The organism is Streptococcus mitis (assembly GCF_946188685.1).
Taxonomy (GTDB): domain Bacteria; phylum Bacillota; class Bacilli; order Lactobacillales; family Streptococcaceae; genus Streptococcus; species Streptococcus mitis_CC.
Genome location: NZ_CAMHWH010000001.1, coordinates 1 through 22011, shown reverse-complemented (window position 1 = coordinate 22011; position 22011 = coordinate 1). Strand labels below are relative to the sequence as shown.

The 22011-nt window shown below is 39.8% G+C and carries 15 protein-coding genes, 1 other RNA gene and 1 pseudogene; 14 read left to right on the top strand and 3 right to left on the bottom strand.

Translation table 11 applies throughout. The features are described 5' to 3' along the window. Nucleotides 1-66 precede the first annotated feature (66 nt). Nucleotides 67-1551: a DUF1846 domain-containing protein gene (locus tag N8N51_RS00085; RefSeq protein ID WP_261103310.1), complete on the bottom strand. Its 1485-nt coding sequence runs from the start codon at nt 1549-1551 to the stop codon at nt 67-69. A gap of 152 nt (nt 1552-1703) precedes the next feature. Here N8N51_RS00085 and N8N51_RS00080 point away from each other — a divergent pair, with 152 nt between their 5' ends. From N8N51_RS00080 to N8N51_RS00050, 7 genes and pseudogenes are all read left to right on the top strand, one after another. Then, entirely contained in the window at nt 1704-3314 is a 1611-nt protein-coding gene (locus N8N51_RS00080; RefSeq protein ID WP_261103309.1) for a glycoside hydrolase family 13 protein, read from the top strand. Nucleotides 3315-3483: 169 nt separating this feature from the next. Beyond that, nucleotides 3484-5451: a peptide ABC transporter substrate-binding protein gene (locus tag N8N51_RS00075; protein WP_261103307.1), complete on the top strand. Its 1968-nt coding sequence runs from the start codon at nt 3484-3486 to the stop codon at nt 5449-5451. 226 nt (nt 5452-5677) lie between these two features. Beyond that, entirely contained in the window at nt 5678-7636 is a 1959-nt protein-coding gene (locus tag N8N51_RS00070; protein ID WP_261034566.1) for a peptide ABC transporter substrate-binding protein, read from the top strand. Nucleotides 7637-7827: 191 nt separating this feature from the next. Then, nucleotides 7828-9273, top strand: coding sequence for an LCP family glycopolymer transferase CpsA (gene cpsA, locus N8N51_RS00065; protein ID WP_261103306.1), 1446 nt, complete (start codon nt 7828-7830; stop codon nt 9271-9273). A gap of 6 nt (nt 9274-9279) precedes the next feature. Beyond that, nucleotides 9280-9384, top strand: a pseudogene (locus tag N8N51_RS00060) (CpsB/CapC family capsule biosynthesis tyrosine phosphatase); the annotation flags it as partial. Between the two features lie 96 nt (nt 9385-9480). Next, nucleotides 9481-10584 (top strand): UDP-galactopyranose mutase, encoded by a 1104-nt coding sequence (glf, locus tag N8N51_RS00055; protein WP_261103305.1) that lies wholly within the window; start codon nt 9481-9483, stop codon nt 10582-10584. Nucleotides 10585-10784: 200 nt separating this feature from the next. Then, nucleotides 10785-12764 carry a peptide ABC transporter substrate-binding protein gene (locus N8N51_RS00050; protein ID WP_084930228.1) on the top strand — a complete coding sequence of 660 codons (1980 nt, stop codon included), beginning with the start codon at nt 10785-10787 and terminating at the stop codon, nt 12762-12764. 141 nt (nt 12765-12905) lie between these two features. Here the strand turns inward: N8N51_RS00050 and pbp1a are convergent, their stop codons facing one another. After that, complete coding sequence (gene pbp1a, locus N8N51_RS00045; RefSeq protein WP_261103304.1) at nt 12906-15068, bottom strand: penicillin-binding protein PBP1A; 2163 nt, start codon at nt 15066-15068, stop codon at nt 12906-12908. Beyond that, on the bottom strand, nt 15065-15661 hold the full coding sequence (recU, locus tag N8N51_RS00040) for a Holliday junction resolvase RecU (RefSeq protein ID WP_049544892.1): 597 nt from the start codon (nt 15659-15661) through the stop codon (nt 15065-15067). Before recU ends, pbp1a begins: the two co-directional genes overlap by 4 nt. A gap of 66 nt (nt 15662-15727) precedes the next feature. Between recU and N8N51_RS00035 the strand changes: the two genes are divergently transcribed. The 7 genes from N8N51_RS00035 (at nt 15728) to N8N51_RS00005 (ending at nt 21920) form a co-directional block, all read left to right on the top strand. Further along, nucleotides 15728-16255 (top strand): SLOG family protein, encoded by a 528-nt coding sequence (locus N8N51_RS00035; RefSeq protein WP_125453128.1) that lies wholly within the window; start codon nt 15728-15730, stop codon nt 16253-16255. A gap of 72 nt (nt 16256-16327) precedes the next feature. After that, the gene (gene gpsB / locus N8N51_RS00030) at nt 16328-16657 is read left to right on the top strand and encodes a cell division regulator GpsB (protein ID WP_192855371.1); all 330 of its coding nucleotides are present in this window, start codon (nt 16328-16330) and stop codon (nt 16655-16657) included. Between the two features lie 20 nt (nt 16658-16677). Then, nucleotides 16678-17059, top strand: an RNA gene (gene rnpB, locus N8N51_RS00025) — RNase P RNA component class B. A gap of 83 nt (nt 17060-17142) precedes the next feature. Beyond that, entirely contained in the window at nt 17143-18300 is a 1158-nt protein-coding gene (locus N8N51_RS00020) for a THUMP domain-containing class I SAM-dependent RNA methyltransferase (RefSeq protein WP_084923658.1), read from the top strand. A 12-nt stretch (nt 18301-18312) separates the two neighbouring features. Then, nucleotides 18313-19719, top strand: a complete 1407-nt coding sequence (gene mapZ, locus N8N51_RS00015) for a cell division site-positioning protein MapZ (protein ID WP_261103302.1) — start codon at nt 18313-18315, stop codon at nt 19717-19719. A gap of 75 nt (nt 19720-19794) precedes the next feature. Further along, on the top strand, nt 19795-21219 hold the full coding sequence (gene gndA, locus N8N51_RS00010; RefSeq protein WP_000158778.1) for an NADP-dependent phosphogluconate dehydrogenase: 1425 nt from the start codon (nt 19795-19797) through the stop codon (nt 21217-21219). A gap of 11 nt (nt 21220-21230) precedes the next feature. Beyond that, on the top strand, nt 21231-21920 hold the full coding sequence (locus tag N8N51_RS00005; protein WP_024056976.1) for a response regulator transcription factor: 690 nt from the start codon (nt 21231-21233) through the stop codon (nt 21918-21920). Nucleotides 21921-22011 lie beyond the last annotated feature (91 nt).

Below are 22011 nucleotides of genomic sequence, written 5' to 3'. Positions count from 1 at the left end.
TTATAACATAAAGCTGGCTCCTGAGACAGAGAGAAAACCTCCCCGAGAGTGGAGAGGCTGCAATCTTTATTTACGATACAAGCGGTCGTATTGGTAGTAAGGGTCAAAGGTTACATTGATACCCAATTTGCGAAGGACATTCTTGTCTTCATCTGTCAAGATGATGGTTGAGTGAGCTTCGCTTCCTTTGAGGTTGCCAAGCTCTTCCATAGCGCGAGCAGCATCAGGATTTTCTGTGGCTGTGATAGCAAGAGCAATCAGGATTTCATTTGAATGCAGGCGTGGATTACGGCTACCTAGATGATCGATTTTGAGACCTTGGATTGGCTTGACAAGTTCAGGCTCGATTAGTTTTACTTCCTTAGCGATGTTAGCTGATTTCTTGATGGCGTTGATCAAGGCAGCGGCTGTAGGGCCAAAGAGCTCTGAGTTCTTACCAGTCACGATTTCACCACTTGGCAATTCAAGGGCTAGGGCTGGTCCGCCAGTTTCTTCTGCTTTTTGACGGGCGACGACAGCAACCTTACGGTCTGCAGGTGTGATGCCGAGGTCGTTCATAAGCAACTCAATTTTCTTGACAGCAGCTTCGCCAACTTTTTCAGCTTTAAAATCAAGAACAGTTTGATAGTAGCGACGGATGATTTCTTGTTTAGAAGCTTCGACAGCAGCCCCGTCATCTGTAATAGCGAAACCAACCATGTTGACCCCCATGTCTGTCGGTGAAGCGTATGGAGATTCACCGAGGATACGTTCCAACATGCGCTTGAGCACTGGGAAAATTTCGATATCACGGTTGTAGTTGACAGTGGTTTCTCCATAGGTTTGGAGATGGAAGGGGTCAATCATGTTGACATCGTCAAGGTCAGCTGTGGCAGCCTCGTAGGCCAAGTTAATAGGGTGATGAAGGGGAAGATTCCAAACTGGGAAGGTTTCAAATTTAGCGTAACCAGACTTGATACCATTGATTTGGTCGTGGTACATGTTTGACATACAAGTTGCCAATTTTCCAGAACCAGGACCAGGAGCAGTTACGACAATCAAGTTGCGACTGGTTTTGATGTAGTCGTTTTTTCCCATGCCTTCTGGAGAGATGATGTGGTCCATATCAGTCGGGTATCCTTTGATCGGATAATGAAGATAGGAATCAATCCCGTTTTTATCTAACTGGTTGCGGAAGGCATCTGCAGCGGGTTGGCCAGCGTATTGTGTGATGACAACCGAACCAACAAAAATTCCCAGTTCATTGAATTTGTCAATCAAACGAAGAACTTCTTGGTCATAAGAAATGCCTAGGTCGCCACGTGCTTTGGAATGTTCGATGTTGCTAGCATTAATGGCAATCACAACCTCAACCTGCTCTTTCAATTCTTGCAAGAGCTTGATTTTATTGTCAGGCTCATAACCAGGAAGTACACGAGCAGCGTGGAAATCTTCTAACATTTTGCCACCAAACTCCAAGTAGAGCTTGCCGTCAAATTGGTTAATGCGCTCCAAAATGTGATCGCGCTGTAGATTCAAATATTGTTCAGAACTAAAAGCTTGTTTTTTCATTTTTTTACCTCTGACCTCTATTATAATAAAAAATTGGAAGTTAGGAAACTATGGAGTTAAAAAAGGAATTAAAAAGATTAGGCAAACGCTTGCACAAAACTCTAAAAAGCGCTATCATAGACTACAGATTATTAAAATAATGAGGTAAGAAGATGCAAGAAAAATGGTGGCACAATGCCGTAGTCTATCAAGTTTATCCTAAGAGCTTTATGGATAGCAACGGAGATGGAATTGGCGATTTGCCAGGTATTACCAGTAAGTTAGACTATCTAGCTAGGTTAGGAATTACAGCGATTTGGCTTTCTCCAGTTTATGACAGTCCTATGGATGATAATGGCTATGATATTGCTGATTATCAAGCGATTGCGGCTATTTTCGGGACCATGGAGGATATGGACCAACTGATCGCGGAAGCTAAGAAGCGTGATATTCGTATCATCATGGACTTGGTGGTTAATCATACCTCAGATGAGCATGCTTGGTTTGTCGAGGCCTGTGAAAATCCTGATAGCCCTGAGCGAGATTACTATATCTGGCGGGATGAGCCTAACGATTTAGATTCTATCTTTAGTGGGTCTGCTTGGGAATATGATGAAAAGTCAGGTCAATATTATCTCCACTTTTTCAGTAAAAAACAGCCTGATCTCAACTGGGAAAATGAAAAACTTCGCCAGAAAGTTTATGAGATGATGAACTTCTGGATTGATAAAGGCATTGGTGGTTTCCGCATGGATGTCATTGACATGATTGGGAAAATTCCTGACGAGAAGGTGGTTAATAATGGTCCCATGCTCCATCCTTATCTCAAGGAGATGAATCAAGCGACCTTTGGAGATCAGGATCTCTTGACAGTAGGGGAAACCTGGGGAGCAACTCCAGAGATTGCCAAGCTCTACTCTGATCCAAAGGGCCAAGAATTGTCTATGGTCTTCCAGTTTGAGCATATCTGTCTTCAGTATCAGGAAGGTCAGCCTAAATGGCACTATCAAAAAGAGCTGAATATCGCTAAGTTGAAAGAGATTTTCAACAAATGGCAGACAGAGTTAGGAGTTGAGGACGGTTGGAATTCGCTCTTCTGGAACAATCATGACCTCCCTCGTATTGTCTCAATCTGGGGAAATGACCATGAATACCGCGAAAAATCTGCCAAAGCCTTTGCTATCTTGCTTCATCTCATGAGAGGGACTCCTTATATCTACCAAGGTGAGGAAATTGGGATGACAAATTATCCGTTTGAAACGCTGGATCAAGTAGAAGATATTGAATCCCTCAACTATGCGCGTGAGGCTCTTGAAAAAGGCGTTCTGATGGAAGAAATCATGGACAGTATCCGTGTCATTGGACGTGACAATGCCCGTACCCCTATGCAATGGGATGAGAGCAAAAATGCTGGTTTCTCAACAGGTCAACCTTGGTTGGCAGTGAATCCAAACTATCAAGCAATCAACGTTCAAGAAGCGCTGGCAAATCCAGATTCTATTTTTTATACTTATCAGAAGTTGGTCCAAATTCGTAAGGAGAATAGCTGGCTGATTCGAGCTGACTTTGAACTATTGGAAACAGCTGACAAGGTCTTCGCCTATATCCGTAAAGATGGGGACCGTCGTTTTCTAGTTGTGGCTAACTTGTCCAATGAAGAGCAAGACTTGACCGTAGAAGGAAACGTCAAATCGGTCTTGATTGAAAATACCGCAGCTCAAGAAGTCTTTGAAAAACAAATCTTAGCTCCATGGGATGCTTTCTGTGTGGAAATGACTGACTAAAAAGTTAGAGAACCTTGAGCCTTAAAGCTTGAGGTTTTTTGCTAAAAGTTGTGTAAAAAACTCTTTTAAAAATATTTGTTAGAATTTTCTAACAAATCGCACTAAAATTCTTGTATTTATAAAAAAATAAGGTATAATAGTGAAAATACTTTCTTAAAGGAGATTACCTATGAAATCGAAAAAGTGGCTCTTAGGAGCAGGAGTGACCTTGAGTACAGCCATTCTTTTAACAGCTTGTGGGAAAAGTGAAAAGAATGCAGATGCTCCCAAAACATTCTCTTATGTTTATGCTGTTGATCCATCATCCTTGGATTATAGCGTTACAAGTAAAAGTTCAACTTCTGACGTAATAGGTAATGTCGTCGACGGTCTTTTAGAGAATGATAAATATGGGAATCTCATTCCTTCTCTAGCAGAGGATTGGTCAGTTTCTAAAGATGGCTTGACTTATACTTACAAACTACGTAAAGGTGTGAAGTGGTATACTTCAGAAGGAGAAGAGTATGCGGAAGTTAAAGCTCAGGATTTTGTCACCGGATTAAAGCATGCAGCAGACGGAAAATCCGATGGTCTTTCTTTGGTTGAGAAATCCATCAAAGGATTGGAGGCTTATGTTAGTGGTGAGACAAACGACTTCTCAACTGTAGGTGTGAAGGCTCTTGATGATTATACGGTAGAATATACCCTTAATAACCCGGAAAGTTTTTGGAACTCTAAAGTAACCACAGCAACCATGCTTCCAGTTAATGAAGAATTTTTGAATGCAACAGGTAAGGATTACGGAACGCCAACTCCATCAAGTATTCTTTACAATGGTCCATATTTTTTGAAGTCCTTGATTTCTAAATCTGTGATTGAATATGAAAAAAATCCTAACTATTGGGATAAGGACAATGTCAAAATTGATAATGTTAAATTGACATTCTATGATGGTTCAGATCAAGAATCCTTAATTCGTAGCTTTACACAAGGTGCCTATACCACTGCACGTCTTTTTCCAGCAAGCTCAAACTTTGAGTCAACTAAGAAAGAGTACGGAGATAAGATTGTCTATAGTCCACAAGAGGCAACAAGCTACTACCTCACTGTGAACGTAAACCGCCAGTCTTACAATAAAACAGCTAAAACAGATGAGTCACAAAAAACATCAACAAAAGAAGCTCTTCTCAATAAGAACTTCCGTCAAGCAATTAATTTTGCCTTCAATCGCCACGCCTATACAGCTCAATTAAACGGTGAAGAGGGTGCGGATAAGATTATTCGTAATAGTCTAGTGCCAGATAATTACGTTCAAGTAGCTGGGAAGACCTTCGGACAGTTGGCTCAGGATGAACTACTGAAATATGGAGAACAGTGGAAAGATGTGACTCTCACAGATGGTAAGGATACAATTTACAATCCAACAAAGGCCAAGTCTGCATTTGAAAAAGCGAAGTCAGAATTGCAAGCTAAGGGAGTGAGTTTCCCGATTCATCTAGATGTGCCAGTAGAACAGACAGATGTAGTTGCGGTGCAACAAACCAATTCGCTAAAACAATCAATTGAAGAAACGCTTGGAACGGAGAATGTGATTATAGATGTTCTTCAAATGACAGATAATGAGAAGGAAAGTATTACTTCTCAAGCTAAAGTTCCAACCCAAAAAGATTATGATTTGAACGGAACAGGTTGGGGACCAGATTACCAAGATCCAGCAACCTATCTCAATATTTTAGATGCTAAGAAGGGTTCTGCCTTGAAACATCTAGGTATAACAAAGGGCAAGGATCCTGAAGTTGTGGCAAAAGTTGGCTTGGATGAATACAAGAAGCTCTTGGATGATGCGGCTTCTGAGACAAGTAATCTTGATAAACGATACGAAAAGTATGCTAAAGCACAGGCTTGGGTTACTGATAGTTCACTTCTTATTCCAGTTGCTTCTTCAGGGGGCTCTCCTATGGTTAGTCGTACTGTTCCATTTACCAAAGCTTATTCACAGGTCGGTATTAAGGGGGATCCATTTATTTTTAAAGGAATGGAACTTCAAAATGATATTGTGACAACTAAAGAGTATGATGCGGCCTTCAAAAAGTGGCAAAAGGAAAAACTGGAATCGAATGCTCAGTATCAAAAGGATTTAGAAAAGCACATAAAATAACGTGAATGAGATTCTTGCTTTCGTTAGGTTATCAGTTAATTCATTGATATTTAAATGATAAATCGTATAAAAACAAGGGAGGACTGTATGAAAGGCAGAAATCCTTTGTTTTTTTATGACTAAAGTTTATAAACTTTCATTCTCAAAATTCAATTAACTTTACAAATTCCCACTATTTTGGTAAAATAAACCTATGTTATAAAAACTAACATAAAGGAGAAAGAAGATGACTACAAAAAAGCGTATCCTTAGTGCAGGTCTGACTGTTGCAGCTGCCTTGCTGTTAACTGCTTGCGGACAATCAGGTTCAGATACAAAAACTTACTCATCAACCTTTAGTGGAAACCCAACTACATTTAACTACTTATTAGACTACTACGCTGATAATACAGCTATTATTACTAACCTAGTTGATGGTTTGCTTGAAAATGACAACCACGGAAACCTAGTTCCATCTTTGGCAGAGGACTGGTCTGTTTCAAGCGACGGTCTGACTTATACCTATAAACTGAGAAAAGATGCCAAATGGTTTACGGCTGACGGTGAAGAGTATGCCCCAGTCAAGGCACAAGATTTTGTGACAGGTATCAAATACGCAGTGGATAATAAATCCCAGGCCATTGACTTGATTCAAAACTCGATCAAGGGCTTGAATGATTATATTACAGGAGTGGATTCTGATTTCTCTAAGGTTGGGGTGAAGGCCATTGACGACCAGACTGTTGAGTATACTTTGGCACGCCCAGAACCTTACTGGAACTCAAAAACAACCAACAGTATTCTTTTCCCGGTAAATGAAGAGTTTTTAAATTCAAAAGGGAAAGATTTTGGTACCCTATCTCCAGATAGCATTCTCTACAGTGGACCTTATTTGTTAAAAGATTTCACATCAAAATCATCGATCGAGTATGTGAAGAACCCACATTACTATGATCATGACAAAGTATCAATTGAACACGTAAAATTGGCTTACTTTGATGGTTCAGACCAAGAATTGACCATCCGTAACTTTGAAAGTGGAGCTTATTCAATCGCTGGGGTTTATCCAAATAGTTCTAACTTTGCCAAGACCAAGGAGAAATATAAGGATAATATCGTCTATAGCTTGCAGGACAAGACTTCTTGGTACTTCAATTTTAACGTCAATCGTAAGGCTTACAACCACACTGCTAAAACAACAGATGAGCAGAAGAAGTCAACTGAGACAGCTGTCTTGAACAAGAACTTCCGTCAAGCGGTGAACTTTGCCTTGGATCGCACAGCCTATTCTGCTCAGTCAAATGGGGAAGAAGCGGCTAGCAAGACCCTTCGTAACACCCTAGTGCCTCCTACATTTGTCCAAGTGGGAGACAAGACCTTTGGAGAAGTAGTCGCTTCTAAATTGGTCAACTACGGAACAGAATGGTCAGGTATTAACTTGGCAGATGCTCAGGATGCCTATTTTAACAAAGAAAAAGCCCAAGCAAAATTTGCGGAAGCTAAAAAAGAATTGGCAAGTCAAGGTGTGACTTTCCCTATTCACTTGGATGTAGCTGTTGATCAAACAAGTAAAAATGCTGTGACAGGTATGAACTCTGTTAAGCAGACCCTTGAGTCAGTTTTAGGTGCTGATAACATTGTCATTGATGTTCAGCAACTTTCAACAGATGATTTTAATAACGTAGCCTTCTTAGCACCAACACCAGCTGATCGAGACTACGATTTGAACTTTGATGGCTGGGTAGGTGACTACCAAGATCCATCAACCTATCTCAATCCTTTCAATGCAGAGGATGGGTTCTACCTCAAGATTTTTGGTCTAGATGCTCAGGAAGATAAAGCTAAAATTGCTAGTCTGGGTCTTGATACTTACACCAAGATGCTCAAAGATGCAGATAGTGAAAATAAAGATGTAGCCAAACGCTATGAAAAATATGCTGAAGCACAGGCTTGGATGATTGATAATTCTCTGATTATGTCAGCTATGTCAAGTGGTGGAACAGCATCTGTGACCAGAGTAACACCATTTACAAGAGGGTATTCATTGGTCGGCATAAAGGGTGATGGCAATAACTACAAGTACATGAAACTGCAAAAAGATACTGTGACAACTAAACAATATGAAGAAGCCAAGGCCAAATGGGAGCAAGAAAGCAAAAAAGCAATCGAAAAAGCTCAAAAAGAAGCAGAAAATCATGTTAAATAAAGATGAGCGAGGTTCCGTAAGGGGCCTCGTTTTAATATCTATATAGTAAATTTATTGATGTAATTGTTTGCAAATCAAAAAGAATGTTTCGGAAAGAAGATAAAAACGCCTTACCTAAGCGGATTTATCTCACAAGTGTATTTTTTTATGATATAATAAAATGAAATAAAAATTGATAATAGAGGTATATCGTGAGTAGATCTTCGAAGCGAGCTCGTCAGGGTAAAACAAAAATATTGATTAGTTGGGGGTTGCTAGCTATCTATGCAGTACTAGCGGTCTTTTTATTGTTTTTGATTTTCAAGTACAATATGCTGGCCTTCCGATTTCTCAATATAGTGGTTGCTGTCTTAATTGTAGCCTTAGCCATCTTGTGCTTCTTTTTAATTCGGTCTAAGAAAGTTCAAAATCTAACGCTGATTTTATTACTACTGGGTGTGTTAATCAATGGAACTTCCCTCTTTGCTGTAAGTCAGTTCATTGGCTTTACCAGTCGCCTGAATGCAACATCGAATTACTCAAATTATTCGATGAGTATTGCAGTGTTAGCAGATAGTCCAATTGATAATATCAGTCAGGTAACCAGTGTGATGGGGCCTACTGGGACGGATAAGGATAATATCCAACAGTTGATGAATGATCTGAAAGCGACTCAAAACAAGGAATTGACAGTCGAAGAAAGCAGTTCCTATCTTGCAGCCTATAAGAGTTTGTTAGCTGGAGATACAAAGGCGATCCTTCTAAACAGTGTCTTTGAAAATATTATCGAATCCGAATATCCAGACTATGCTTCAAAGATTAAGAAAATCTATACCAAAGAATTAACCAAGACGGTTGAAACTCCAAAAGATGTCAAAGGTGACAGTTTCAATGTTTATATCAGCGGAATTGATACCTACGGTCCAATTAGCTCGATTTCTCGTTCGGACGTCAATATCATTATGACAGTGAATCGCGAAACGAAAAAGATTCTCTTGACAACCACACCTCGTGATTCCTATGTTCCAATTGCAGATGGAGGCAACAACCAAAAAGATAAGTTAACCCATGCGGGGATTTATGGAGTAGATGCTTCCATTCATACCCTGGAAAATCTTTACGGTATTGACTTGAACTATTACGCTCGTTTGAATTTCACCTCTTTCTTGAAATTGATTGATTTACTTGGTGGAGTTGATGTCTATAATGATCAAGAGTTTACCGCTCATACAAATGGGAAGTTCTATCCTGTAGGGAAGGTTCATCTTGATTCGGAGCAAGCTCTTAGCTTTGTACGTGAGCGTTATTCATTGGCAGATGGAGACCGAGATCGTGGTCGTAACCAGCAAAAAGTCATTGTTGCAATTCTGCAAAAGTTAACTTCGACAGAAGCTTTGAAAAATTATGACAGTATTATAAAGGGTCTACAAGATTCCGTGCAAACTAATATGCCACTTGAAACCATGATGAACCTGGCCAATGCCCAACTTGAGAGTGGTGGAACTTATAAGATTAATTCGCAAGATCTTAAAGGAACAGGGCGTATGGATTTGCCATCCTATGCCATGCCTGATAGCAACCTTTACATGATGGAGATAAGTGATAGCAGTTTAGAGTCAGTCAAGGCTGCAATCAATGATGTGATGGAAGGAAAATAAGACAAAATGATTGATATTCATTCGCATATCGTGTTTAGTGTGGATGATGGTTTAAAATCTAAGCAAGAAAGCAAGGTCCTTTTGAAAGAAGCCTATGGACAAGAAGTACGGATTTAAGATGTAAAATATACAATTGTATCATCTATTAAAGTTATCCATCTTGTACAATTGCTACAACAGCTTGTTAAAAAATAAAAGGAGGGGGTTATGTACGATTATCTTGTTGTTGGTGCTGGTCTTTTTGGTGCAGTTTTTGCCCATGAAGCAGCCTTAAAAGGAAAAAAAGTAAAAGTCATTGAAAAACGGAATCATATCGCGGGTAATATCTATACTCGTGAAGAGGAAGGAATTCAAGTTCATCAATATGGTGCCCATATATTCCATACTTCTGACAAGGAGATTTGGGACTATGTAAATCAGTTTGCTGAGTTTAACCGTTACACAAACTCCCCTGTTGCAAACTATAAGGATGAGATTTATAATCTTCCTTTTAATATGAATACCTTCAATAAACTTTGGGGAGTTGTGACGCCAGCAGAAGCACAGGCTAAGATTGATGAGCAACGTGCTGTTTTAAATGGCAAAACTCCTGAAAATTTGGAAGAACAGGCTATTTCTCTTGTAGGTACAGACATCTACGAAAAATTAATCAAAGATTATACAGAGAAACAGTGGGGCAAGCCAACTACAGAACTTCCAGCCTTTATCATTCGCCGTTTGCCAGTACGCCTGACCTACGATAACAACTATTTTAATGATACCTATCAAGGGATTCCAATTGGTGGTTACACTCAAATAGTTGAAAAAATGTTGGATCATGAAAACATTGATGTAGAAACAAATGTTGATTTCTTTGCGAATAAAGAACAATATCTGAAAGACTTCCCTAAGATTGTCTTTACTGGTATGATTGATGAATTCTTTGACTATAAGTTGGGTGAACTAGAGTATCGTAGTCTTCGTTTTGAAAATGAGACCTTGGATATGGAGAATTACCAAGGAAATGCAGTTGTGAACTATACGGATTCAGAAACTCCATATACTCGCATTATTGAACACAAACATTTTGAGTTTGGGAATCAAGCAAAGACGATCATTACTAAAGAACATTCTAAAACATGGGAAAAAGGTGATGAGCCTTATTATCCAGTAAATAATGATCGTAATAATCATTTGTATAAATCATATAAAAAATTGGCTGATGAGCAAGGGAATGTTATCTTTGGTGGTCGTTTAGGACACTATCGTTATTACGATATGCACCAAGTAATTGGAGCAGCTTTACAGTGTGCAAGAAATGAGTTAGATTAAACACCTAGAACTGTTATCAGTTGCTATTTACAAATATGATCAATAATTCCTTGACTACGTAATGTAGTTGAGGGGTTTTTGATATTATTCATATTTTTGCGAAGTTATTGTTTAAAAAATAATTTTCAAAAATTCAGAAAATTGTATTGACAGGACTCAAAAAAGGGGCTATAATGAATAAAAAAACAAAGGAGAAGACTATGAAAACAAGGAAAGTATTGGCTTTTGCGGGAGTAACTTTATTAGCAGCAGGTGTCTTAGCGGCTTGCTCGGGTGGTTCTGCTACTAAAGGTGAGCAGACCTTTGCATTTACATACGAGACACATCCAGATAATCTCAACTATTTGACAACTGGTAAGGCAGCAACTGCCGACATTACTAGTAATGTGATTGATGGATTGCTTGAAAATGATAAATACGGGAACCTTATTCCCTCAATGGCAGAGGACTGGTCAGTTTCTAAGGATGGCTTGACTTATACTTATAAGATTCGTCAGGATGCCAAGTGGTACACATCTGAAGGGGAAGAGTATGCTCCTGTTAAGGCTCAGGACTTTGTGACAGGTCTTAAATATGCAACAGATAAGAAAGCAGAAGCCCTTTACTTGGTACAAGATTCGATCAAAGGTCTGGATGCTTATGCTAAAGGGGAAATTAAAGATTTCTCTCAAGTTGGGATTAAAGCTCTTGACGATCAAACAGTCCAATACACGTTGAACAAACCTGAAAGCTTTTGGAATTCTAAAACGACCATGGGTGTTCTTGCGCCAGTCAATGAAGAGTTTTTGAACTCAAAAGGGGATGATTTTGCCAAAGCTACGGATCCAAGTAGTATCTTGTACAATGGTCCTTATTTGTTGAAATCCATTGTGACCAAATCCTCTGTTGAATTTGCGAAAAATCCGAACTACTGGGATAAGGATAATGTGCATATTGACAAGATCAAATTGTCATTCTGGGATGGTCAAGATACTAGCAAACCAGCAGAAAACTTTAAAGATGGTAGCCTTACAGCAGCTCGTCTCTATCCAACAAGTGCAAGTTTTGCAGAACTTGAAAAAGAGCTGAAAGACAATATTGTCTATACTCAACAAGACTCTGTTACGTATCTAGTGGGAACAAATATTGACCGCCAATCTTATAAATACACATCTAAGACCAGCGAAGAACAAAAAACATCTACGAAAAAGGCTCTTTTAAACAAGGATTTCCGTCAGGCTATTGCCTTTGGTTTTGACCGTACAGCCTATGCCTCTCAGTTGAATGGAGAAACTGGAGCAAGCAAAATCTTACGTAATCTCTTTGTTCCACCAACATTTGTTCAAGCAGATGGTAAAAATTTTGGCGATATGGTCAAAGAGAAATTGATCACTTATGGGGATGAATGGAAGGATGTTAATCTTGCAGATTCTCAGGATGGCCTTTACAATCCAGAGAAAGCCAAGGCTGAATTTGCTAAAGCTAAATCAGCCTTACAAGCAGAAGGAGTCCAATTCCCAATTCACCTAGATATGCCTGTTGACCAAACAGCAACTACAAAAGTTCAGCGCGTGCAATCTATGAAACAATCCTTGGAAGCGACTTTAGGAACTGATAATGTCATTATTGATATTCAACAACTACAAAAAGATGAAGTAAACAATATTACATATTTTGCTGAAAATGCTGCTGGCGAAGACTGGGATTTATCAGATAATGTCGGTTGGGGTCCAGACTTTGCCGATCCATCAACTTACCTTGATATCATCAAACCATCTGTAGGAGAAAGTACTAAAACATATTTAGGATTTGACTCAGGGAAAGATAATGTAGCTGCTAAAAAAGTAGGTCTATATGACTACGAGAAATTGGTTACTGAAGCTGGTGATGAGTCTATAGATGTTGCTAAACGATATGATAAATACGCTGCAGCTCAAGCTTGGTTGACAGATAGTGCTTTGATTATTCCAACTACATCTCGTACAGGGCGTCCAATCTTGTCTAAGATGGTACCATTTACAATACCATTTGCATTGTCAGGAAACAAAGGAACAAGTGAACCACTCTTGTATAAATACCTTGAACTTCAAGACAAGGCAGTCACTGCAGATGAATACCAAAAAGCCCAAGATAAATGGATGAAAGAAAAAGAAGAGTCCAATAAAAAAGCGCAAGAAGAGCTCGCAAAACATGTGAAATAAGATAAAAAGAAGTTAGTTGTTCGCTAACTTCTTTTGGTTTATCGAAAATGAATTGGTGCCGATCATCGCTTTTAGATATGATAGATTCTATTTTGTTGAAGAAAAAATCCTGAGAATAAAGGCTCAGGATTTTCTTTCATCTCACTGTTGTGGTTGCTGTTGAACTTGTGGATTTTGTGGCGTTGGTTGTACTGATTGTGTCGGCTGAACAGTCTGACCAGCTTGTCCTTGATTAGGATCGGTTGCTGGAGCATTATTGGGTTGTTGACCAATCGTAGTACTTGCCTGTGTAGTTGAACTTTCAGCTGTTGAGGATTGTTGAGTAGAGGGTTCAGTCCATATTGGGCGAGCTCCATTTTTGAATACAAATTCCCCGTTTCTGAAAACTCCGTCTGGCATCGTCCAGTCTTCTGGATGAGTATCTTCTGATAGATACGTTATCATTGAGCGATAAACCTTAGCTGCAACTAGGAAACCATCTCCAACGATAGGAGTTAAACGATTCGAATAACCTGTCCATACAGCCATAGAATACTTACGAGTATAACCAACAAACATTTCATCTGGAGCTACATAGCCAGTGTTCTTGATGTGTTTCTCAATTTCATCATCTGTGTAGTTAGAAGTACCTGTCTTACCAGCTTGCGCTAACCATGGGAGATAGGCTCCACGACCAGTTCCGTATGCCAAGACGGTTTTCATCATTTCGGTCATCATGTAAGCAGTTGTTTCTTTCATAGCTCGTGTACCAGCATCTGAAAATTCTTTTTCACTACCGTCACTGAAGACGACCTTATTGATATACATGGGTTTGTGGTAAATTCCACCGTTGGCAAAGGCAGCATAAGCAGCAGCCATTTTTTCACTGCTTGCACCGTATTGTTTGTTAGATTCAGTTGTATTACTTGAAATGGCGTTTGCATAGTGGATGCTTGGATAATTGATACCTAAGCCATTTAGGAAAGTTTTAGCTCTATCTAGACCGACCTTATTCAAAGTTTCAACGGCTGTGACATTACGTGACTGTTGAAGTGCATACTGGATTGTAATGTTTCCAAAGTAGCCTTTATCCCAGTTGTAGACGGGAGTATCAGTACCTGGATAGTTATAAGGAACATCATGTACTATAGTTGCAGTAGAGTCATAGACTCCATATTCTAAAGCGGGAGCATAGTCAGTGATTGGTTTCATAGTAGAACCCCAGTCACGGTTGGTTTCAACGGCTTGGTTGATTCCGAAAGATACATTACTTGATTGGTGACGGGCACCTAACTGAGCAATGACTTTACCATTTGTTACATCAACGATAGTAGAAGCTACTTGAAGTTCATCATCTGGATAAGCGACATACTCATCTGTGTTATAAACATCCCAAAGTCGCTGCTGAACATCTTTGTCGACATTAGTATAGACTTCCATACCTGTAGTAAGAAGGTTGTAACCAGTTTCTTGTTCAACTTGGTCGATTACTTCTTTGAGGTAGTTGTCCATATAAGCTGGATAACTATTGGCTGACTTCAAACTTTGGAGACCGTCAGTGACGGGAGTATTAATAGCTTTTTCATAATCTTCTGCACTAATGTATTTTTGCCCTTTCATTTCTGAAAGTACCAAGTTACGACGCTCTAGAGCAGCTTCTGGATGGGAATAAGGATCATATTGGTTTGGAGCTTGAGGCATTCCAGCCAAGAGTGCTAACTGTGGCAAGCTTAAGTCCTTCAAGTCTTTTCCATAGTAATTTTGGGCTGCGGTTTGCATTCCATAGTTACCGTTGGACATGTAGACTTTATTGATGTAATAGGTCAGGATTTCTTGCTTGGTTGCTTTTTGCTCTAGTTGAACGGCTAGCCAAGCTTCTTGAGCTTTACGTGACAAGGTTTGATCAGCAGTTGAAGTAGAAAAATAAGTCAATTTAATTAATTGTTGTGTCAAGGTTGAGGCACCTTGTAGACCTCCTCCTTGTAGATTTCTCAATGCTGCCCCCATGATACGAATAGTATCAACACCTCTATGATCAAAGAAACGGTGGTCTTCGATAGACACAATTGCCTTGACTAAGTCAGTAGGAATTTCATTTGCCTGAGCATTTACGCGACGTTCAGATCCAAGGTCAGCAATCAGTTCGTTTTTGTTGTCATAAATCTTGCTAGAGGTTGTCGCAACTAATTTACTTTCAGATAAGGCTGGAGCCTTGCTAACAAAGTAGAGGAAGGCACCTCCACCTAATAGAAATAATGCGATAAATAAGGTAAGAAATGTAATTCCAATATACTTTAAGAATCGCAGAATAGTTTGTTTGTTCATCTTGTTTTACCACCTAGTAAATGTTCTTTGATAATATCTAGATAGGGAATTTGAGGGAAAGCTCCTTGCTTTACTAAATATCCGTATTCTTTGATATATCCAAGTGGCATTGATTTTTGGCCCTTATCTTGATGATAAAAGCGAATCAAATCAAGTGCCGGCAACAAATAAGTTTCTTGTTGAGAAGAAAAATGAAGTAGTACGAAGCAAATCCCCTGCTGTTTTAGAACTTGTTCCATATGTTGAATCTGGTGAAGATGGAAGTTTTTCATTGGAATAGCATTCTTTTGTCGTGTTTCCTTGGCTTCAAAGTCAATGTAATGTCCTCTATACACGCCAGAGTAATCTGTTGTGGAAGCTTGTCTAAAATAGGCTTCTACAATTTTGGCTCGACTACGTTGAGGATAGTCTACTCGAACGATCTGAACAGGCGTTGGCTTTTTATGGATAACTGCCATGCCATGCGTAAGATAGTAGTCGTTTGTGGCGTTGATCATCTTTTCAAAAGTCATTCCTCGATTTGCGAAATTTTTTGGTTGAGAAATGGATGTTTGGCTTTTTTTTGATGAAATTTTATGAGGATAGTTGACCATATTTCTCCTTATTGGTACAATAACATCACTCTATTATACCATAAAAATAGAAAGAAAGGTGTAAAAATGACTACAGCTTTAATTATGGGATATTCTAATTTTGACTTGGGTTTGTTTAATGAAAAAGATATCAGGTTAAAAATTATAAAGAAAGCCATTCGCCGTGATTTAGAAAATTTAGCAGAAGAAGGGATTAAATGGCTGGTCTTTACAGGGAACTTGGGATTTGAATCTTGGGTGCTTGATGTCGCAAATGAAATGAAAGAAGAATATGATTTTAGCCTAGCGACCATTTTTGATTTTGAAACACACGGGGAAAATTGGAATGAAGCGAATCAGCTTAAACTTAGCCAATTTAAGCAGGTCGATTTTGTCAAATATGCCTATCCTAAATATGAACATATGGGGCAACTACGAGATTACCAACGATTTTTGCTGGAAAATACTGACTTAGCTTATTTTTTCTATGACCCAGAAAATGAGACCAAATTAAAATTTATAGACAATTTGATGAAAAATCAGGAAGGTTATCGCATAAAAAGGTTAACGTTTGAAGACTTAAATGAGCTAGTAGAAAATTTTTCTGAAAAGTAAGCCTTTGACCTTGATTTTTGTTTGCCTTTTTTTATATAATAATACTATTAGAAACCGAGAATGGAGAGAGAGATGGCAAGTATTATTTTTTCAGCAAAAGATATTTTTGAGCAAGAGTTTGGACGTGAAGTTCGTGGATATAGTAAGGTTGAAGTTGATGAATTTTTGGACGATGTCATCAAGGACTATGAAACTTATGCTGCCTTAGTCAAGTCTCTCCGTCAAGAAATTGCAGAGTTGAAGGAAGAATTGTCTCGTAAACCGAAGGCTTCACCAGTTCAAGCAGAATCTCTTGAAGCGGCAACTACAAGCTCTATGACGAATTTTGATATTTTGAAACGTTTGAATCGTCTTGAGAAAGAAGTATTTGGGAAACAAATTTTGGATAACTCTGATTTATAAGAGCTTATTTGAAAAGTGCAATTTTTGGATAATCGCGTGAGGAGAATTTCTTTTCATGAGGAAAGTCCATGCTAGCACAGGCTGTGATGCCTGTAGTGTTTGTGCTAGGCGAAACCATAAGCCTAGGGACGAGAAATCGTTACGGCAGTTGAAATGGCTAAGTTATTGGATAGGCCAGAGTAGGCTTGAAAGTGCCACAGTGACGGAGTCTTTCTGGAAACGGAGAGAGTGGAACGCGGTAAACCCCTCAAGCTAGCAACCCAAATTTTGGTCGGGGCATGGAGTACACGGAAACGAACGTAGTGCTCTGACTGCTACCAGCTGTAGGCTGTTAGTGGTAGACAGATGATTATCGAAGGAAGTGGTCCTAGTCGCTTCTGGAACAAAACATGGCTTATAGAAAATTGCATATAGGTTGGGGCTGAGAAATTTTCTCAACCTCATTTTTTAAAGTGGACATATAGAAAGGTCTTATAAGACTGAAAATGAAAAAAGAATTTAATTTAATCGCTACTGCTGCGGCGGGTCTTGAGGCTGTTGTGGGACGTGAAGTGCGAGAGCTTGGCTACGATTGTCAGGTTGAAAATGGACGTGTTCGTTTTCAAGGAGATGTGAGAGCCATTATCGAAACCAACCTCTGGCTTCGGGCAGCAGACCGTATCAAAATTATCGTAGGAACGTTCCCAGCTAAGACTTTTGAGGAGCTCTTTCAAGGAGTTTTCGCCTTAGATTGGGAAAATTATTTACCGCTTGGAGCTCGATTCCCAATTTCAAAAGCTAAATGTGTGAAATCTAAATTACACAATGAACCCAGTGTTCAGGCTATTTCAAAGAAGGCCGTTGTCAAGAAATTGCAGAAACACTACGCCCGTCCAGAAGGAGTTCCTCTGATGGAAACTGGTCCAGAGTTTAAAATTGAGGTCTCTATTCTTAAAGACATAGCAACTGTCATGATTGATACGACAGGGACTAGCCTCTTTAAACGTGGTTATCGTACGGAAAAAGGTGGCGCTCCCATAAAGGAAAATATGGCAGCAGCTATTTTGCAACTCTCTAACTGGTATCCAGACAAGCCCTTGATTGATCCAACCTGTGGTTCAGGAACTTTCTGTATCGAGGCAGTTATGATTGCCAGAAAGATGGCTCCAGGTCTGCGTCGCTCCTTTGCCTTTGAGGAATGGAACTGGATTAGCGATCGCTTGATTCAAGAAGTTCGCACAGAAGCAGCTAAGAAAGTGGATCGTGAGCTTGAGCTAGATATCATGGGCTGTGATATCGATGCACGTATGGTGGAAATTGCTAAGGCCAATGCTCAGGCAGCAGGTGTTGTAGGAGATATTACCTTTAAGCAGATGCGCGTGCAGGATTTGCGTTCTGATAAAATAAATGGAGTGATTATCTCTAACCCACCTTATGGTGAACGCTTGTCAGATGATGCAGGGGTTACCAAGCTTTATGCTGAGATGGGTCAAGTATTTGCTCCTCTGAAAACGTGGAGCAAGTTTATCTTAACCAGTGATGAAGCCTTTGAGACCAAGTACGGTAGTCAGGCGGATAAGAAACGTAAGTTGTACAACGGAACTTTAAAAGTTGATTTGTATCAATATTTTGGTCAGCGTGTTAAACGTCAGGAAGTAAAGTAGGAAGGAAAACTCATGAGTAAGAAAAGACGGAATCGTCATAAAAAAGAAAACCAAGAACCGCGATTTGATTTTGATGAAGCAAAAGAGTTAACAGTTGGTCAAGCTATTCGTAAAAATGAAGAAGTGGAAGCAGGAGTCTTGCCTGAAGATTCCATTTTGGACAAGTATGTCAAGCAACACAAAGATGAAATCGAAGCAGATAAGTTTGCGACTCGCCAATACAAAAAAGAGGAGTTAATCGAAACACAGAGTCTGGATGACTTGATTCAAGAGGTGCGTGAAGCTGTAGAGGAGTCAGAAGCCTATTCAGAGGAAGTTCTATCGTCTGAAGCTATCTTACCTCCACTGCCTCTGGACGATGAGGATAAAGACTGGGATCCTATAGTACTAGAGGATGAAAATTCAGCAGAAATGACTGGGGAAGTGGAAGAGGAGAAAAAACTTTCTCGTCTGGATCAAGAGGACCCAGAAAAGAAAAGTAAAAAAGGTTTTGTTTTGACCGCTTTGGCGCTCGTATCAGTGGTTATCTGTGTCAGTGCTTATTATGTCTATCGTCAAGTGACCCGTTCGACCAAGGAAATCCAGACTTCTCAATCAACTACAAATACGCAGTCAGATGTAGAAGAATTCAATAATTTATATGATGGCTTCTATACAGATAGCAATAAAACTGCTTTGAAAAATAGTCAGTTTGATAAACTGAGTCAACTTAAGACCTTGCTTGATAAGCTGGAAGGTAGTCGTGAACATACCCTTGCCAAATCTAAGTATGATAGTCTAGCAACGCAAATCAAGGCCATTCAAGATGTCAATGCACAATTTGAAAAACCAGCTATTGTGGATGGTGTCTTGGATACCAATGCTAAAGTCAAATCGGATGCTAAATTTACAGATATTAAAACTGGAAATACGGAGCTTGATAAAGTTCTAGATAAGGCTATCAGTCTTGGTAAGAGCCAGCAAACAAGTGCTTCAAGCTCAAGTTCAAGTGAAACTAGCAGCTCAAGTTCTCGTCAAGCAAGTGAAAATACTGCTAGTGAAACAAGCCCAAGTAGTTCAAATACGGCATCAACTGAAACTAGAAGTTCTCGTAGTGAAGTCAATATGGGCGTATCAAGTGCGGGAGTTGCTGTTCAAAGAAGTGCCAGTCGTGTTTCTTATAATCAGTCTGCTATTGATGATAGTAACAACTCTGCTTGGGATTTCGCGGATGGCGTTTTGGAACAAATTCTAGCAACTTCACGTTCACGTGGTTATATCACTGGAAATCAATACATCCTCGAACGTGTCAATATCGTTAATGGAAATGGTTATTACAACCTCTACAAGCCAGACGGAACCTATCTCTTTACCCTTAACTGTAAGACAGGATACTTTGTTGGAAATGGTTCTGGACATGCGGATGACTTGGACTACTAAGCAGTCGTTACAAAATTCTTTCTTTTCAAAAGTAAAAATGATAAAATAAAACAAATTAAACAAGAGGAGTGTCAAATGACAAAAGCTAACTTTGGTGTCGTTGGTATGGCCGTAATGGGCCGTAACCTTGCCCTTAATATTGAATCTCGTGGTTACACAGTTGCTATCTACAATCGTAGTAAAGAAAAAACTGAAGATGTAATTGCTTGCCATCCTGAAAAGAACTTTGTACCAAGCTATGATGTTGAAAGTTTTGTAAACTCAATCGAAAAACCTCGTCGTATCATGCTGATGGTTCAAGCTGGACCTGGTACAGATGCTACTATCCAAGCCCTTCTTCCACACCTTGATAAGGGTGACATCTTGATCGACGGAGGAAACACTTTCTACAAAGATACTATCCGTCGTAATGAAGAATTGGCAAACTCAGGTATCAACTTTATCGGTACTGGGGTTTCTGGTGGTGAAAAAGGTGCCCTTGAAGGTCCTTCTATCATGCCAGGTGGACAAAAAGAAGCCTACGAATTGGTTGCTGACGTTCTTGAAGAAATCTCAGCTAAAGCACCAGAAGATGGCAAACCATGTGTGACTTACATCGGTCCTGATGGGGCTGGTCACTATGTGAAAATGGTTCACAACGGTATCGAGTATGGGGATATGCAATTGATCGCAGAAAGCTATGACTTGATGCAACACTTGCTAGGCCTTTCTGCAGAAGACATGGCTGAAATCTTTACTGAGTGGAACAAGGGCGAATTGGACAGCTACTTGATCGAAATCACAGCTGATATCTTGAGCCGTAAAGACGATGAAGGCCAAGATGGACCAATCGTAGACTACATCCTTGATGCTGCAGGTAACAAGGGAACTGGTAAATGGACTAGTCAATCATCACTTGACCTTGGTGTGCCATTGTCACTCATCACTGAGTCAGTATTTGCACGTTACATTTCAACTTACAAAGAAGAACGTGTACATGCTAGCAAGGTTCTTCCAAAACCAGCTGCCTTCAAATTTGAAGGAGACAAGGCTGAGTTGATTGAAAAGATTCGTCAAGCCCTTTACTTCTCAAAAATCATTTCATACGCACAAGGTTTTGCGCAATTGCGTGTAGCTTCTAAAGAAAACAACTGGAATTTGCCATTTGCAGATATCGCATCTATCTGGCGTGATGGCTGTATCATCCGTTCTCGTTTCTTGCAAAAGATTACAGATGCTTACAACCGTGATGCAGACCTTGCTAACCTTCTTTTGGATGAGTACTTCTTGGATGTTACTGCTAAGTACCAACAAGCAGTGCGTGATATCGTAGCTCTTGCTGTTCAAGCTGGTGTGCCAGTGCCAACTTTCTCAGCAGCGATTACTTACTTTGATAGCTACCGTTCAGCTGACCTTCCAGCTAACTTGATCCAAGCGCAACGTGACTACTTTGGTGCCCACACTTACCAACGTAAAGACAAAGAAGGAACATTCCACTACTCTTGGTATGACGAAAAATAAGTAGGTCTGCCATGGGGAAACGGATTTTATTACTTGAGAAAGAAAGAAATCTAGCTCATTTTTTAAGTTTGGAACTCCAAAAAGAGCAATACCGAGTTGATCAGGTTGAGGAGGGGCAAAAAGCCCTCTCCATGGCTCTTCAGACAGACTATGACTTGATTTTATTGAATGCTCAACTTGGGGATATGACAGCCCAGGATTTTGCAGATAAGCTAAGTCGGACTAAGCCAGCCTCAGTGATTATGGTCTTGGACCATCGCGAAGAATTGCAAGATCAGATTGAGACAATCCAACACTTTGCCGTTTCTTACATCTATAAGCCGGTTATTATTGAGAATCTGGTGGATCGTATTTCAGCGATTTTCCGAGGTCGGGACTTTATCGACCAACACTGTAGTCAGATGAAGGTTCCAACGTCTTACCGCAATCTGCGTATGGATGTAGAACATCATACCGTTTATCGTGGCGAGGAAATGATTGCTCTGACGCGCCGTGAGTATGACCTTTTGGCTACTCTTATGGGGAGCAAGAAAGTTCTGACTCGTGAGCAGTTGTTGGAAAGCGTCTGGAAGTATGAAAGTGCGACCGAAACAAATATCGTGGATGTCTATATCCGTTATCTACGTAGCAAGCTTGATGTAAAAGGTCAAAAAAGCTACATTAAAACCGTGCGTGGTGTCGGTTACACCATGCAAGAATAGAAAAGCAGTTGCAGTGAACTGCCCCCCAAAAGTTAGACAGAAAAAATCTAACTTTTGGGGGGCTTTTATTATGAAATTAACTTATGATGAT